This is a genomic window from Paraburkholderia polaris (genome assembly GCF_012927345.1).
In the GTDB taxonomy this organism is placed as follows: domain Bacteria; phylum Pseudomonadota; class Gammaproteobacteria; order Burkholderiales; family Burkholderiaceae; genus Paraburkholderia; species Paraburkholderia polaris.
Window position 1 is genome coordinate 36,952 of sequence record NZ_JABBGJ010000015.1, and the last position, 14,900, is coordinate 51,851.

Sequence of the window (14,900 nt, forward strand, 5' to 3'; positions counted from 1 at the left end):
CGGATGGCGCTTTCGACAACGCCGGTAGCCGGCGCCGGCCGCAACACCTTGCCGGTGATCGTGGTGACGGGCATGGCGTTCGAAGCGCGCATCGCGCGCGGCAAGGGTGTTGAGGTGGTCTACGCGGCACGCGCCGATCTGCTGGAGCGGGCGTTGAGCGCGGCGGTCGCGCGCGGCTGCTCGGGGATCGTCAGTTTCGGTACGGCGGGCGGTTTGGCGCCCGACCTGGAGCCGGGCACGCTAATCGTCGCGGAGGCCGTTGAGGGGCCGTTTGGGAGGCTGCAGACCGATCGGCCGTGGGCTGACAGGCTCGCCGCTGCGCTGGCGACCGGGCCGCTGGTGGCGCGTCTGCGGCGTGGCCTGATCGCTGCCGTGACCGCGCCCTTGGTCACTGCCGATGACAAGCGCGTGCTGCATCGCTCGACGGGTGCTTTGGCCGTCGACATGGAATCGCACATTGCCGGCGCGACGGCCGCCGCGCATGGCCTGCCGTTCGCGGTGTGCCGCGCGATTGTCGATCCGGCCTGGCGGACGCTGCCATCCGCTGCAACCGCCGGCTTGCGTGACGATGGCACCACGGCGTTAGGGCCGATTCTGCGGGAGCTGTTGCGGCAGCCGTCGCAGCTCGGGGCGCTGATTCAGGTCGCCGTCGATGCGCGGGCGGCGCGGAGCTCGTTGGTCCAGGCGCGGCATGCGATGGGGGAGGCTGGGGTTTTGCGGTTGGCTGTTGGCTGAAGGCGGTTGCTGTTCGTCTGTGGTTTGCTGGGTGGTACCGCCGGCGCTTCCCGGCGCCGATTCCGCGTTTATTGAAATACTAGGGAAAACCCTTATATTTGGTATAGTGTCAGTGTTAACCCTAGGTTTGGGGCGCCCGCCCTCAACCTCGGTGCCTTCAAACACGGAGTACCAGATGAATTTTCATACCAGAAAGTGGGTCAAGCCCGAAGATCTCAACCCCAACGGTACGCTGTTTGGGGGCAGCCTCCTGCGCTGGATCGATGAAGAAGCCGCTATCTATGCCATCTGTCAGCTCGATAACCAGCGGGTCGTAACCAAGTTTATGTCCGAGATTAATTTCGTTAGCTCTGCCCGGCAGGGGGACATTATTGAACTCGGAATGACCGCTACGCATTTTGGACGTACGTCTATTACGCTTCGCTGTGAAGTGCGGAATAAGATTACTCGCAAGAGTATTTTGACCGTCGAGAAGATGGTGTTTGTTAATCTCGATGAGAATGGCGAGCCCATGCCGCATGGGCGGACGCAGATTCGTTTTGCGGATGAGGCGTTTAAGCGGTATCGGGAGGGGGATTCGCGGGCTATGCCGCAAGGGGCCGCTGGCGCGGATGACGAGGGTGGTGGTTTGCGTGGGGAGGTTGAGAGTTTGCATTAAGCTTGGCTCTTTTTGCTCTTTTTGCTTTTCGCGGCGCTTATTCTTTGTTTGCTTGCGGTTTTGGCCTTTCTTGATTTCTTATTGGTTTATTAGCGTCGCCCCTGTGCGGGGCAGGCACTTACTTTCTTTGCCGCCGCAAAGAAAGATAAGCAAAGAAAGCGGCTTAAACCGCCAATACTAAGCGGGTCCCGTGGCTTGCTGAGGGTAGTGGTGCATCTGGAATCTGTGTTCTCGCCCATTCGGCGCCAGTGACAAGGGCATCATTCTTCCAGCGACGCTACGCGCGCCGAAGCGTACTTCATAAAACAGCCTGCTTCGCTCGGACACGCTTTCCGTATTAAGCCCCGCCGTTTGCAGTTGCCACTCACTCGCTCGGCTTTGGCGCGTGCCGCGTAACCCCCACCGGTTTCCGCTCGCTCGTGCGGCTTCGGTGTGCGCAGTGTTCACAGCTATCAGCAAAGCTCAGGGCTGAGGCCTGCCGGCATCGGCTTCGCCGTTTCGCACGCTAATTTCCTGGCCCGCTTCAGGACGGCCCGGCACGCTTTGCGCGCGCCGGGGCGTCTGACTCAAATCCCTTATTGGGCCGCCGGGACCGTTTCCGGTGGTTTCTTGGCCGTGGGCGCGGTTTGCGATGCCGGTGCCGGTGCCGCTGCGCTCGATGCCGCAGCAGGCGCCGCCGTTGGGGCGTTCGGTGTCTCGCCCGGGTCAGAGTAGTTCGGTACGCCCCCCGGGGCGCCTGTGGCGCTTCCCGAACCTGCGTTCGGGGCTTCGGCTGCGTCGCCGGGGTCCGCGTAGTTCGGCAAGCCCGCCGCCGCGCCCGAAACACCCGAAGCACCCGTGGCGGGCGCGGCAGCGCCGGAGTCGCCCTCCTGGTCGTCGTAGTTCGGGAGCGGTGCAGCGTTGTCGCCCGTGCCGCGCAAACGCGCTTTGCGCTGCTGCGTATAGGCGTCGCGAACGAACGAATATTTGTCCAACGCGGCCTGTTGCAGCAGGTCGGATGCGCCCAGCAGGTCGGAGCGCACGCTCACGAACTGCAGCACGTACAGCGGGTTGCGCACCGCCGGCTCAATGTAGTTCAGCGGGTTGACCTTCACGTCCACGATCAGGCCCATGCTGTCACGCACCGTGCTTGGACCAAACAGCGGCAAGACCAGGTATGGGCCCGACGGGATGCCCCAGTGGCCCAGCGTCAAACCGAAGTCCTGGTGGTGCTTCGGCAGGCCGGCTGGCGTCGCCCAGTCGAGCAGGCCGCCGAGTCCAAAGGTCGAATTGAACGCGAAACGTACGAGGTCTTCGGTCGCGTCCGTGATCTTCAGTTGCAACAGGTTGTTGGCAGCGTTGGTCAGGTCGCCCAGATTCGAGAAGAAGTTGCTCACCGCCGTGCGCAACGGCTGTGGCGTTACCTTCTGGTAACCCTTGGCGACCGGAACGGCGATGAAGCGGTCCACGCCGTCATTGAAATTGAAAATCACGCGGTTCGCCGGCTCGAACGGGTCGCCCGGTTTGCGGTCGGGGCCGGTCGCGCAGCCAGAGATCAGACCGGTGGCGGCCAGCGCCAGCACAGTGGTTCGCAGCTTCATGCTCATATTCCTTTGTGCTTCGCGCGACGTTGGCGCGGCTTGCCCATCAGTACCGGTTGGAACACCACCGCGCCGATCAGCGTGCAAAACAACGAAAGTGCCAGCAAGCGTCCCATACTCGATGTCCCCGGATGGTGCGACAGCCAGAGGCTGCCGAACGCCGTCGCCGTGGTCGCCGCGCTGAACAACACGGCATGCGTGAGGCTCGACTGCAAAAGGCCAGTCTGCCCGTTGCGCCACGCCATCACAAAGTAAATCTTGAATGCTACGCCGACGCCCAGCATCAGCGGCAACGCAATGATGTTCGCGAAGTTCAGCGGCATGCCGAACACCACGCACAACTCCAACGTCACCAGCGCCGACACCAGCAGCGGAACCAGGGTGCGCAGCATATCGCTGAGCCGCCGCAGCGCAATCCACAGCAGGATTGCAATCGACAGCAACGCGTAGCCCGCGGCCTGCAGGAACGCCTTGATGATCGTATCCGCGGAATTCAGGATCGAAATCGGGCCGCCGATCGCGTCCGGCTCCGCTTTCTTCACCGAGTGGACGAAGCGGGCAAGCATCGCGTCGTCGTTCGGATCGGTGCCGGGCTTTACCTTCGGCGCAATGTCGACGAGTGCGCGGCCGTCCTTCGAGACCCAACTCGTGGTGATCTCTTTAGGCAGGTTGTCGCGCGTAATCTCGGTCGGCTGCAGCAGGTCCGCCAGTTGCTTCAGCGCGATGCGCAGCGGCTCGGACATCGCGGTTTCGGCGCGGTCGCGCGTGGCGGCGTCGGCGGCAGCCAGCTTTTGCAGCGTCGCGGACAGATGCTGGGCTTCGGCGGCGCCCGGGCCCGGGTGGTCGTCGGCGGCGAGCGAGAGCTGGTTCGACGCGCGCTTCAAGGCGGCGACGCGCACCGCGTCCGTGGCTTGAGGCGCAGGCTGCTGCTGCAGTGCGGGCAAGAGTTGCTGCGCGGCACTTGCAATCAGCATCAGCTTTTGCTGCTGCTCGGTCGGAATGAAGGTGGCCAGCGTGGTCACGCGGCCCACTTCCGGCAGCGTGCGCAGACGCGCGGCCTCCTGGTCCGCGTCGCCAAGCGTTGGCGCCAGCACATGCACATTGTTGACCGCCGCTTCCGGTGAATCCTTCAGCGACAACAGCGTGGCCATCGATTCCGTATGCGGGTCCTTCAGATGCAGCGGGTTGAAGTCGAAGCGCAAATGCGTGAGCAACGGCGTAGCGCCGATCACGACGATGAGCGTTCCGATCAGCACAGGCTTGCGGTGATGATCGAGGAAATCGTCGACGGGGGCGAGTTGTTTGAAGCCGGGCGAAGCGGCTTCGACCGGCGGGTTGAAGACTTTCAGCAGCGCCGGCAGCAGCGTCATGTTGGTGAAGTAGGCGACGAACATGCCGACGCCGGCGATCTCGCCCAATTCGGACACGCCGCGATAAGCCGTCGGCAGGAACGAGAAGAAGCTCAGCGCGACGGCCACGGCAGCGAGTGTCAGCGGCACGCCGATGCTGTGCGCGGTATGCATGAGGGCGGCGGAAAGACGGTCGTCGCGATTGCGCTCCTCACGATATTTGACGCCGAACTGCACGCCGAAATCGACCCCGAGCCCGACGAACAGCACCATGAAGGCGACCGAAATCATGTTGAGTGCGCCGACCAGCAGCAGGCCAAGCGCCGCGGTGATCGCGAGCCCGACGAACAGCGTGATGAACACAGCGACGATCATGCGGCCCGAACGCAGGGCCAGCCAAAGAATGACCAGCACGACGATGAAGGTGCCGATGCCGTTGAGCACGGCGCCGTCCTTGACCGATGCGAATTCTTCGTCCGCGAGGGGCTGTTCGCCGGTCAGGCGGACCGTGGCGCCATAGCGCGTATCGAGGTGCAGCGAGGCGGCGGTGTCGCGGATCGCTTTCGACGCGGTCGCGCCCGGCTCCAGCGCGTCGTAGTCCACAACCGGCTGCACCGTGACGAAGGCGCGCGCCGGGTCCGTGGCGGCGCTCTTGTCGACCAGCACGCGCCACGAGAACGCCGCCGGCTGGCCCGCCAGCACGCGATCGAGCGTGGTTGCGCTTTGCGACAGCAAATGGCTCATGTCGGCCAGCTTCACCTGACCGAGCTGCAGCGGCAGCAACAAGCTCGTGGTGAGCGTGCCGGCGAGCCCGGTCAGGCTCGGATCGTGCGCGAGGGCGTTGACGAGCGGGCGGGACTGGACGAGCTGCGAGGTGGTTGAGAGGACCTCATCGGTCGACGGGAACAGCAGACCATTGTGTTCGAAAAACGGACCGCCAGCGGGCTGCGAGACCGCGACGAACTCCTTCGGATCGGCTTTGAGCGCGGCCGTCAGGGCATTGGCGGCGGCATCGGCAAACTCCGGTGCGCGGGCTTCGACCACCACCAGCACGGTTTGACCGCGATCCGGGAAGGCCTCGTCCATGGCATGTTCAAGCGACGACCAGTGCTTGTCGGTCTCGACGAGCTTGCTGATATCGGTGTTGATCTTGAAATTATGGGCGACGTAGACGCCGCTCAAAACGGCGAGCACGAGCGACAGAGCGATGATCCGTAACGGATGGCGCACCGAAGAGGCGACGAGACGGACGATAGATGACTTCAGCATGTAGGCGGAGGTGGCCTTATCACGGATGGTGTTTTTGACGAAAGTGCACAAGTATACAGAGCCGGAGCGATTCGGCTCCACTTCGGTAGCAAGGCCGGCTCCCGGGCGGCGCGGCTGGGGCGGGAACGCAATATCGGTATACTGGTCTATCTTGCTTTCGCTGCGGGCTCGCGAGCCTGCCGGGCGCTTACTTCTTGGGGTTTTGGCGAGCGTATGAAACGTTATCTGTCTGCTTTTCTGGCTGCAGCGGTGGTGTCCACTGCGGCATATGCGCAAAGCGCACCTGATGCGGTGGTGAAGAGTGCCGTCGAAGGCACGGTTGCCGCGATGAAGGCCGATCCGCAGGCGCGCGGTGGCGATATGGCGAAGATCACCGAGCTGGTTCAAACGCGCTTTGTGCCGGCTACCGATTTTCAGCGGACCACGCGGATCGCGGTAGGGAAGGCATGGAGCACGGCGACCCCTGAGCAGCAGAAGCAGCTATATGACCAATTTACGCTGCTGCTGGTGCGCACTTATGCTTCATCGCTCTCGCAGTTGCGGGACCAGGACGTGAAGTTCAAGTTTTTGCCCGTCGATGTGGCGGCCGGCTCCAAGGACCTGGTTGTGCAGTCGCACGTGATCAGCAATGGCGGTGATGATGCCATCGATTACCGGCTGACCAAAGGCGCCAACGGCTGGAAAATTTACGACATCAACATGATGGGCGCGTGGCTGATTCAGGTTTATCAGACGCAGTTTGCCGATCAGATTTCCAAAGGTGGCATTGACGGCTTGATCAAGTTCCTGACCGCGCATAACGCACGAAGCGCAGGCTGAAGTCACGCAAAAAGAAAAAGCGCGGTGGCAATCAGGCCACCGCGCTTTTTTTTCTGCAAAACATTCACATCATGGGGCGGACAGAACCGCCCCAAGCCACCCCAACGACAGCTTAGTGTGCGGAAGCGGAAGCCGTCTGCACCTTCTTGCCCTTACCCGCGCGCCCAATTTCTTCGAGCTTGATCTCGACGTGCCGCGAGAACACATACTCGGCGGGGCGCTGCTTATCCAAAGGAATGTCCTTGGTGAAGGCACCCGAAGTCTTCGGGCCACGCAGGCTGACCTTCAAAGCCTTCAACGGATGCGCAACCGTATCCATCACGGCAGTCGCTTCGAAGCCGCAGTGCACCATGCAGTCCGCGCACTTCTCATAGTTACCGGTACCGTACTTGTCCCAGTCCGTGGTTTCCATCAGTTCCTTGAAGGTCTTCACGTAGCCTTCGCCGACCAGATAGCACGGCTTCTGCCAGCCGAACACCGTACGCGCCGGGTTGCCCCAAGGCGTGCACTCGTACGTTTGATTGCCGGCCAGGAAGTCCAGGAACATCGCCGATTGGCTGAACGACCAGTTCTTGCCGTTGTTGCCGCGCTTGAAAATCTCGCGGAACAGATGCTTGGTCTTGTCGCGGTTCAGGAAGTGCTGCTGATCCGGCGCGCGCTCATACGCATAACCCGGCGAGACGGTGATGCCGTCCACACCCATCGGGCCGAGCGTATCGAAAAACGCAGCAACGCGTTCCGGCACTGCGTCGTTGAACAACGTGCAGTTGATGTTCACGCGGAAACCACGGCGCTTCGCTTCCTTGATGGCGGCGACAGCCTTGTCGTACACACCTTCCTGCGATACCGAGTGGTCGTGCGCCTGCTGGTCGCCGTCCAGGTGAACCGACCAGACGAAGTACGGATTCGGCTCGTAGTCGTCCATCTTCTTTTCCATCAGCAACGCATTCGTGCACAGGTACACGAACTTCTTGCGCGCGATGATGCCCTTCACGATCTGCGGCATTTCCTTGTGCAGCAGCGGCTCGCCGCCTGCAATCGAAACGACCGGTGCGCCGCATTCGTCGACTGCGCCAAGGCATTCTTCGAGCGACAGACGCTGATTCAGGATGGGATCCGGATAATCGATCTTGCCGCAGCCATTGCAGGCAAGGTTGCAGCGGAACAGCGGCTCCAGCATCAATGCGAGCGGGTAGCGCTTATTGCGCGAAAGGTGCTGACGCATGATGTATGCGCCGACCCGGACTTTCTGTAGCAGCGGAATAGACAAGACGTCCTCCTTAAACTTCGCGTGCAGCGAGTGGTTGCATCAGTTTCGATGGCAACTTGAATTCGACTTTCTCTTCACGGCCCGCCATCGTCGTGACATCGACGGACCCCAATGCGCGCAGCGCATCGATTACGTTCTTCACCATCTCTTCCGGTGCCGAAGCACCGGCCGTGATGCCGACGGTCTGCACGTTCGCAAACCACTCCGGCTTCACTTCCGAACCGTCGGCGACGAGGTAACTCGCCACGCCGCTTTCGCTGCCGATCTCGCGCAGCCGGTTCGAGTTCGAACTGTTGGTTGCGCCTACCACCAGCAGCACCTCGACCTCTTTGCTCAGCTCGCGCACCGCCGCCTGGCGGTTTTGCGTGGCGTAGCAGATGTCGCGCGTGTCGGGACCGACGATGTCGGTGAAACGGCGCAGCAAGGCGTCGATGATGCCACGGGTGTCGTCGACCGACAGTGTAGTCTGCGTGACGTACGCAAGCGGCGTATCGAGCGGCAGGTCCAGATGCGCGACTTCGGCCTCGCTCTGCACCAGCAGCACCTTGCCGGGAATCTGGCCGATCGTGCCTTCCACTTCCGGATGGCCCGCGTGGCCGATCAGGATCAGGGTACGACCCGCAGCCACATATTGGCGCCCTTGCACGTGAACTTTGGTCACGAGCGGGCAGGTCGCGTCGAGCACGTCGAGGCCGCGCTGTTCCGCGTCGCGCTCGACGGTCTGCGCCACACCGTGCGCGCTGAAAATCGCCACGGCGCCATGCGGCACTTCATCGAGTTCTTCGACAAAGCGCGCGCCTTTCTGGCGCAGGTTGTCTACCACATGGCGATTGTGAACAATCTCGTGGCGAACATACACGGGCGCGCCGTGTTGCTGTAACGCGCGATCGACGATCTCGATTGCACGAACAACACCCGCACAAAAGCCGCGGGGCTGAGCAAGGATGACTCGCATAAATTGGCGAACTCCGACTGACGCGGGTTTCGAAGAAGTCGGTAACTGTGACTTTATCGCCGCGACCATCTATTTAGTTGACGTCTTGAGCCCCGGCGACGAGCCGGTACAGCAAAACCAAACGCGCATTCTAACGCTATCAGGCCGGCTTTGCTCTGGCGGGCCCGCCAGGTGTTGGGCCGCCGCCGCACCGTGGGTTCGCCGTCCGGCGCCGCATCCATGGCGCATGCGGCAATGATTGCACGCTGCACCGGTTTGGCGGAACCCTTAAACTACATGGTCCTGCGGCGCGCGTTTGCGCGCCCGCATTACAGAATAGAAAGGTTTCGAGGCTCGCTGGATGGACGTCGATCAATACGAAAATTTTCCGGTCGCGAGCGTGTTGCTGCCAAAGGCGCTGCGCGCGCCTATCGGCATTATCTATCAGGTTGTCCGCACCGCCGGCGACATCGCCGATGAAGGCGACTGGAGTCCGGCCGAGCGGCATGCCCGCCTCGCCGACTTCCGCGCCGGCCTCGACGCGGTAGCGCAACGGCGCGCGGCGCCGGTTCACCCGCTCCTGTTCGGCAAGCTCGCCGGCGTGATTGCGCAGTATAAACTGCCGCTCGCGCCGTTCTACGATCTGCTCCACGCATGCGGTCAGGACATCGACACCAACCGTTACGCGGACCGGGCCGCTCTGCTCGACTATTGCCGCCATTCGGCAAGCCCGATCGGGCATCTGATGCTGCATCTGGTGGGCGCCGCCACACCGGAGAATCTCGCCGACGCCGATGCGATCTGCACGGCTTCGCAACTGATCAGCTTCTGGCAGGACGTCGCCGCCGACTGGAAAAAAGACCGCGTGTATCTGCCCCTCGCGGATCTGCGGCGCTTTAACGTGACCGAGGCGCAGATTGCCAAGGGCATTGTCGACGATGCCTGGGCGAAGCTGATGGCCTACGAAATTTCGTTCGTTCGGACCACACTGGTACGTGGCGCGCCGCTCGCGTTGCGTATTCCCGGGCGGCTCGGTATTGAGCTGTGCGGCGCCATCCACGGCGGCTTGCGCATCCTCGAACGGATCGAAAAGGCCGGTTACGACGTGTTTCGCGAGCGGCCGGTGCTCAACACTTTTGACTGGTGCGTCGTCGCGGTACGCACTGTGGTGATGCGCCTGTCGCGGCGCGTCGGCGTGCAAGCGGGTTCACTCGAGGGTAATGCTTAATGGCGGTGGTTCTGTTTCTTCTTTCGTGTCTTTCCCTGCTGATCTGGTGTGTATTGCTGTTCGCGCGCGGCGGTTTCTGGCGGGCGCGTCCCGCCACGCCGCTCACGCTCGAACCGCGTGAAACGTGGCCTGCGGTTGCCGCCGTCGTGCCGGCACGCAATGAAGTCGATGTGATCGCGCAAGCGGTCACCACCCTGCTCGAGCAGGACTATCCGGGCGAATTCCACGTCATCGTCGTCGACGACCACAGCACCGACGGCACCGCAGACGCCGCCCGCGCGGCCGCGTTGCAACTGCAATGCCCGGATCGCCTCACGGTGTTGAGCGCGAAGCCGCTGCCGCCGGGCTGGTCCGGCAAGGTGTGGGCGCAGTCGCAAGGTATCGAGGCGGTGCGTACGCTCGGCCTGCCGGCCGATTTCCTGCTGCTTACCGATGCGGACATCGGCCATCCCGCCGATGCGGTTGTGCAACTCGTCGCCCGTGCGGATGCGGAAAAGCGCGACCTTGTCTCGCTAATGGTTCGCCTGCGCTGCGATTCGTTCTGGGAGAAGGCGCTGATTCCGGCCTTCGTGTTCTTCTTCGCCAAGCTGTATCCGTTCTCGTGGGTCAACAACCCGCGCAACCGCACGGCCGCGGCGGCGGGCGGCTGCATGCTGGTCCGTCGCAGCGCGCTCGAAGAAGCGGGCGGCATCGAGTCGATTCGTGCCGAGCTGATCGACGATTGCAGCCTCGCCGCGCGAATCAAGCATCGCGGCACGGGGCGTCATCCGATCCGTCTGGATGTAGCGGCGCGCAGCGTGTCGCTGCGTCCTTACGATAGCTGGCGTGAAATCTGGAACATGATCGCGCGCACGGCCTTTACGCAGTTGCATTACTCGCCGCTGCTGCTGGCGGGCACGCTGCTGGGCATGACGATCATCTACCTGATGCCGCCGGTGGCTGCGCTGGTGCTCGGCCCCTTGGGCTGGCCCGCGTGGCTTGCCTGGGCGCTCATGTGCTGCGCCTATGCGCCGACGCTCAGCTATTACCGCCGCTCGCCGCTGTGGGCGCCGTTTCTGCCGCTGGTGGCGTTGTTCTATGTCGGCGCGACGTTCGCGTCGGCGGTGCGCTACTGGCGTGGCAAGGGCGGCCAATGGAAGGCGCGGGTGCAGGCACCGGTCCAGGAGCGCTGAGACGCGCGCCTGGAGATTTATCGGACGAAAAGAAAAGCGGCGCTCTCAGGCGCCGCTTTTTTGCATCCACCTTTACATCAGCCCTTGGTGAGCATCATGTACATCTGGATCACCATGTCGGGCGAGAACGTGAACGGCACCCAGCCGTGGCCGGTGTGGCGCATCACCAGCAGACGGTCGCCATTCGATTGTTTCTGCACGGCCATGACGGGATTTTTCGTCGAGACGAAGCGCCAGCCCGGCGGGATGCCCGGCGGCGGTTCTGGCGTCATCGAGGCGCGCGCGTTCGACAATTCCTCGATCAGTTGCCCGATCTGCTCAGCACGCAGCGCGACCGTCTGACCGCCGATCGTCATCGTGATCTCGTTTTGTGCGGGGCGGTTGATTTCGAGCGTGGGCAGCAACTGGGCAGCTGGCTCTTCGCCGGGCGCAGGTGCCGGCTCCACTGCTTCTACCGCGACCGCCGCTGCATCGGGCGCAACGTCTTCCGCTTTTGATTCGGACGAGACGTGATCGGCCACCGGCGCTTCATGCGCTGCGGTCTCTGCGGACGTCTCGGGGATGTTTTCGGCCTGCGGGGCCACCACAGCCTGGATGAGCTGATCGACGCCCATTTCCAGCGCGCCGAGCTGTTCGTGAAGATTCATGCGAGGTTTCTCTGGTAAGACCCACGATTTTACCTGCTGCGCGTAGGCTTTTACCTGTCGTAAACAAAGTGACGTTGTAACAAAGTGCGTGCAGGCCACGCCGGATCGCCCGGCATGTCCTGCGTCACCTGGGTGATGCTGCTCACGCGGGCGGGCGTGACGTAGCTTGTGCGACTCAGGTAATTCAACCTACCCGGTGACGGCGCCACTTATCACGCCCGCATCAGGGCTTCAAATACCCCGCTTGCCTGAACCATTCGAGCGCATCGCTCAAGCCCTCGCGATACGGCCGCGCGCGATAGCCGAGCTCGCGTTCCGCCTTCGCCGACGTGAAGTACATCTTGTTCTTCGACATTTTCAGACCGTCGACGGTGAGGAACGGTTCGCGCTTCGTGATCTTGGCGACCGCTTCGGCGCCCGCGGCAAGCGGATAAAGCGGCCAGCGGGGCAAACTCAGCGTCGGCGCCTTGCGGCCGGTCAGCGCCGCAATATCCGCGAGCATTTGTTGCAGCGGCAGATTTTCGCCGCCGAGAATGTATCGCTCGCCGATCTTGCCGCGTTCGAGCGCGAGAAAATGGCCGGCGGCCACATCATCCACATGTACGAGGTTCAGCCCCGTTTCGACGAACGCCGGAATCTTGCCGAGCGCAGCCTCGACGATGATGCGACCGGTCGGCGTCGGCTTCACGTCGCGCGGACCGATCGGCGTGGACGGGTTGACGATCACCGCGGGCAGGCCGTCCTCGGCGATCATGCGCTCCACTGCGCGTTCGGCCAGCACCTTGCTGCGCTTGTACACGCCGATCGCCTGGTCGGCTTTGAGCGGCGAGGTTTCATCGGCGGACTGCCCGGAACTGGTGACTTTCAGCGTCGCCACGCTGCTCGTGTAGACGATGCGTTCAACCCCTTCCTTCAGCGCCGCGCGCATGGTTGCCTCGGTGCCTTCCAGATTCGAGCGCTCGATTTCGCTTGGGTCCGGCGCCCACAGGCGATAGTCTGCCGCCACGTGCAGCAGATAGCGCACGCCACGCAGCGCGTTGCGCATCGACGCTTCGTCGCGCATGTCGCCGACGACGATTTCCGCGTCCAGCGCCTCGACGTTTTTGCGCGGACTGGTGGCGCGCACCAGCACGCGCACCTTGAAACCCTTCTGCTGCGCGATGCGCGCCACCGACGAGCCGACGAAGCCGGATGCGCCGGTCACGAGCACGAGATCGCGATTCTGTTCGGTCATTCTCTTTCATTCCCTGCGTGACAGTCGACGGATTGTACGTGTCGCGCGTGCCGCGTGTCGCGCCGGGCGGTCCAGGCGTGCGGGCGGCGGCAGGGGCCGCCAAGCAATCTCGCCGCGACGCGACTAGAATGCCGGCTTGAAAGATTTGCGTTGCATGGGACCAGAGTAAGCGCTAAAGCGCTAACTCTGATCGACAGCTTTGCATGGGACCAGAGTAAGCGCTAAAGCGCTAACTCTGATCGACACAGGAGAGGATGGCATGGCCCCGGATCTGGATCAGCGGATCGAAACGTATTACGTACAGGTGCGCGGCACCGTGCAGGGCGTCGGCTTTCGCCACGCGACCGTGCGGCAGGCCCACGCGCTCGGTATCAAGGGATGGGTGGCGAATCTCGACGACGGCTCCGTCGAAGCCATGTTGCAGGGCTCGGCCAACCAGGTCGACCGGATGCTGTCGTGGCTGCGTCACGGGCCGCCGGCGGCGCGCGTCACCGAGGTGACCGGCGAAGAGCGTGCGACGGAAAAGCGTTTCGAGCGTTTCGAGCAGCACTGAACCAAGCGGACTTCGAGCAAAAAAGGCGGCGCGCTATCACATCGATAGCGCGCCGCCTTGCAGTTTGCGTGTCCTGTTTGTCCGGCTAAGGGGTCGATAACGCTTATCGCGCTAGCGCGCCACCAGCAGACTCTCCGCAAAGCCCCATCCATCTTCGATCCACTGATGGCTGCATACGAAGCCGGCATCGTCGGCGATCGCGGGCATCTCGTCCGCGCGATATTTGTGGCTGCTCTCGGTCCAGATCGTTTCGCCTGCTTTGAGCGAGACCGTCAATTGCGCGGCGCCCACATGCGCGGTGACAGCGCGTTTCGCACGCAGATGCATCTCGATGCTGCGCGCGTCCGGATTGAAGCGCGCGACGTGCTCGAACGCATCGAGCGGAAAATCGCCGTCGAGTTCGCGATTGATGCGCGCCAGCAGATTCAGATTGAACGATGCGGTCACGCCGATCGAATCGTCGTAGGCGGCCACGAGCACTGGCGTCGGCTTGATCAGATCCGTGCCGAGCAGCAGCGCGTCGCCAGGCGTAAGCATGTTGCGGATTTCGCGCAGAAAACGCGTTGCCGCGAGTCTGCCGAAATTACCGATCGTACTGCCAAGAAACAGGACGAGTAACCGTTCCTCCGCCGCGCGGTCCTTGCTCACTTCGGCCAGTCCGGCGAGGTAATCGCGTTCATAGCCGACGATCGAGATCCGCTCGATGTCGCCGAGTTCGCGCCTGCACAACTGCAGCGCGCTGCGAGAAATTTCAATCGGGCAGTAAGAAGTGGGGCGCTTTTTACACAGCGCTTCCAGAATACGCCGAGTTTTGCGGCCGCTACCGCTGCCTAGCTCGGCGACGGTCACGTCGTGCGGCAGATGCGCGACGATATCCGCCGCGTGCTTCGCGAGCAGCCGCTCCTCGGCGCATGTCACGCCGTATTCGGGCAGCACGGTGATCACTTCGAACAGCGCGGAGCCTACTTCGTCATACAGATACTTCGACGGCAGCTCTTTCTGCGGCGTGTGCATGAGTCCGGCGCGTACCTCGGCGGCGAAGGTGGCGCGGAATAGATCGGGCGATGCGTCGTGCGAGAGGGCTGGCTGGGTCATGCTGGCTCCAGTAGTCACATTCGATGAGCGGGATTGCTGGCCGGGCGGCGGCATGCGCGGTGAAACGCGGTTGATGCATGCTGCGGAAAGAAGGGCTGGCTCGGTACGCGTGGACTGTTGCCTATGCCGACCCGGCTCATTGATGCTGCAGATGACGGTTGCAAATGACGGTTTGCGACGGATGCCCAGGATATCCCAGATGACGTTGCAAACGGTGCCGCCAGACTTAGTAGCAAGAAGTAGCAAGATTCGCGCTCGAGCAACTGCACGGGAATTTGCCGACGTTGCAGTTGCGGACTCGCCTGGCGCGCGTGAAGTTATGTTCTAGTGCATCGGCGCGCGATACGCACGGGAAAA

At 62.7% G+C, this 14,900-nt stretch carries 13 protein-coding genes; 6 read left to right on the plus strand and 7 right to left on the minus strand.

Features of this window, described 5'->3' with window-relative positions:
* Nucleotides 1-3: 3 nt before the first annotated feature.
* On the plus strand, nucleotides 4-735 hold the full coding sequence (locus tag HHL24_RS15370) for a phosphorylase (RefSeq protein ID WP_169486311.1): 732 nt from the start codon (nucleotides 4-6) through the stop codon (nucleotides 733-735).
* A 175-nt stretch (nucleotides 736-910) separates the two neighbouring features.
* A complete protein-coding gene (locus HHL24_RS15375; protein WP_169486312.1) occupies nucleotides 911-1,393 on the plus strand; it encodes an acyl-CoA thioesterase in 483 nt (160 codons plus the stop codon).
* Nucleotides 1,394-1,968: 575 nt separating this feature from the next.
* Here HHL24_RS15375 and HHL24_RS15380 read toward each other — a convergent pair.
* Together HHL24_RS15380 and hpnN are read right to left on the minus strand one after the other, a co-directional pair.
* The gene (locus HHL24_RS15380) at nucleotides 1,969-2,973 is read right to left on the minus strand and encodes an MlaA family lipoprotein (RefSeq protein WP_169486313.1); all 1,005 of its coding nucleotides are present in this window, start codon (nucleotides 2,971-2,973) and stop codon (nucleotides 1,969-1,971) included.
* Between the two features lie 2 nt (nucleotides 2,974-2,975).
* Nucleotides 2,976-5,591, minus strand: coding sequence for a hopanoid transporter HpnN (gene hpnN / locus HHL24_RS15385; protein ID WP_169486314.1), 2,616 nt, complete (start codon nucleotides 5,589-5,591; stop codon nucleotides 2,976-2,978).
* Between the two features lie 213 nt (nucleotides 5,592-5,804).
* Between hpnN and HHL24_RS15390 the strand changes: the two genes are divergently transcribed.
* Nucleotides 5,805-6,410 (plus strand): MlaC/ttg2D family ABC transporter substrate-binding protein, encoded by a 606-nt coding sequence (locus HHL24_RS15390; RefSeq protein ID WP_169486315.1) that lies wholly within the window; start codon nucleotides 5,805-5,807, stop codon nucleotides 6,408-6,410.
* A gap of 112 nt (nucleotides 6,411-6,522) precedes the next feature.
* Here the strand turns inward: HHL24_RS15390 and hpnH are convergent, their stop codons facing one another.
* Nucleotides 6,523-7,680 carry an adenosyl-hopene transferase HpnH gene (gene hpnH / locus HHL24_RS15395; RefSeq protein WP_169486316.1) on the minus strand — a complete coding sequence of 386 codons (1,158 nt, stop codon included), beginning with the start codon at nucleotides 7,678-7,680 and terminating at the stop codon, nucleotides 6,523-6,525.
* Between the two features lie 10 nt (nucleotides 7,681-7,690).
* The gene (gene ispH, locus HHL24_RS15400) at nucleotides 7,691-8,635 is read right to left on the minus strand and encodes a 4-hydroxy-3-methylbut-2-enyl diphosphate reductase (protein WP_169486317.1); all 945 of its coding nucleotides are present in this window, start codon (nucleotides 8,633-8,635) and stop codon (nucleotides 7,691-7,693) included.
* Between the two features lie 340 nt (nucleotides 8,636-8,975).
* Between ispH and hpnC the strand changes: the two genes are divergently transcribed.
* Both hpnC and HHL24_RS15410 read left to right on the plus strand, forming a co-directional pair.
* A complete protein-coding gene (hpnC, locus tag HHL24_RS15405) occupies nucleotides 8,976-9,842 on the plus strand; it encodes a squalene synthase HpnC (protein ID WP_169486318.1) in 867 nt (288 codons plus the stop codon).
* A complete protein-coding gene (locus HHL24_RS15410; protein ID WP_169486319.1) occupies nucleotides 9,842-11,014 on the plus strand; it encodes a glycosyltransferase in 1,173 nt (390 codons plus the stop codon). The genes hpnC and HHL24_RS15410 overlap by 1 nt, the downstream gene beginning before the upstream one ends.
* 77 nt (nucleotides 11,015-11,091) lie before the next feature.
* Here the strand turns inward: HHL24_RS15410 and HHL24_RS15415 are convergent, their stop codons facing one another.
* Together HHL24_RS15415 and hpnA are read right to left on the minus strand one after the other, a co-directional pair.
* The gene (locus HHL24_RS15415; RefSeq protein ID WP_169486441.1) at nucleotides 11,092-11,661 is read right to left on the minus strand and encodes a hypothetical protein; all 570 of its coding nucleotides are present in this window, start codon (nucleotides 11,659-11,661) and stop codon (nucleotides 11,092-11,094) included.
* Between the two features lie 223 nt (nucleotides 11,662-11,884).
* The gene (hpnA, locus tag HHL24_RS15420) at nucleotides 11,885-12,895 is read right to left on the minus strand and encodes a hopanoid-associated sugar epimerase (protein WP_169486320.1); all 1,011 of its coding nucleotides are present in this window, start codon (nucleotides 12,893-12,895) and stop codon (nucleotides 11,885-11,887) included.
* Nucleotides 12,896-13,154: 259 nt separating this feature from the next.
* Between hpnA and HHL24_RS15425 the strand changes: the two genes are divergently transcribed.
* Nucleotides 13,155-13,448 carry an acylphosphatase gene (locus tag HHL24_RS15425; RefSeq protein WP_169486321.1) on the plus strand — a complete coding sequence of 98 codons (294 nt, stop codon included), beginning with the start codon at nucleotides 13,155-13,157 and terminating at the stop codon, nucleotides 13,446-13,448.
* A gap of 111 nt (nucleotides 13,449-13,559) precedes the next feature.
* Here the strand turns inward: HHL24_RS15425 and egtD are convergent, their stop codons facing one another.
* Nucleotides 13,560-14,543 (minus strand): L-histidine N(alpha)-methyltransferase, encoded by a 984-nt coding sequence (gene egtD / locus HHL24_RS15430; RefSeq protein ID WP_169486322.1) that lies wholly within the window; start codon nucleotides 14,541-14,543, stop codon nucleotides 13,560-13,562.
* Nucleotides 14,544-14,900 lie beyond the last annotated feature (357 nt).

Bases quoted from the DNA above. Each gene is read 5' to 3' on its own strand.
- HHL24_RS15370 (WP_169486311.1), top strand. From the start codon at position 4: ATGGCGCTTTCGACAACGCCGGTAGCCGGCGCCGGCCGCAACACCTTG.
- HHL24_RS15375 (WP_169486312.1), top strand. From the start codon at position 911: ATGAATTTTCATACCAGAAAGTGGGTCAAGCCCGAAGATCTCAACCCC.
- HHL24_RS15380 (WP_169486313.1), bottom strand. From the start codon at position 2,973: ATGAAGCTGCGAACCACTGTGCTGGCGCTGGCCGCCACCGGTCTGATC.
- hpnN (WP_169486314.1), bottom strand. From the start codon at position 5,591: ATGCTGAAGTCATCTATCGTCCGTCTCGTCGCCTCTTCGGTGCGCCAT.
- HHL24_RS15390 (WP_169486315.1), top strand. From the start codon at position 5,805: ATGAAACGTTATCTGTCTGCTTTTCTGGCTGCAGCGGTGGTGTCCACT.
- ispH (WP_169486317.1), bottom strand. From the start codon at position 8,635: ATGCGAGTCATCCTTGCTCAGCCCCGCGGCTTTTGTGCGGGTGTTGTT.
- hpnC (WP_169486318.1), top strand. From the start codon at position 8,976: ATGGACGTCGATCAATACGAAAATTTTCCGGTCGCGAGCGTGTTGCTG.
- HHL24_RS15410 (WP_169486319.1), top strand. From the start codon at position 9,842: ATGGCGGTGGTTCTGTTTCTTCTTTCGTGTCTTTCCCTGCTGATCTGG.
- HHL24_RS15415 (WP_169486441.1), bottom strand. From the start codon at position 11,661: ATGAATCTTCACGAACAGCTCGGCGCGCTGGAAATGGGCGTCGATCAG.
- hpnA (WP_169486320.1), bottom strand. From the start codon at position 12,895: ATGACCGAACAGAATCGCGATCTCGTGCTCGTGACCGGCGCATCCGGC.
- HHL24_RS15425 (WP_169486321.1), top strand. From the start codon at position 13,155: ATGGCCCCGGATCTGGATCAGCGGATCGAAACGTATTACGTACAGGTG.
- egtD (WP_169486322.1), bottom strand. From the start codon at position 14,543: ATGACCCAGCCAGCCCTCTCGCACGACGCATCGCCCGATCTATTCCGC.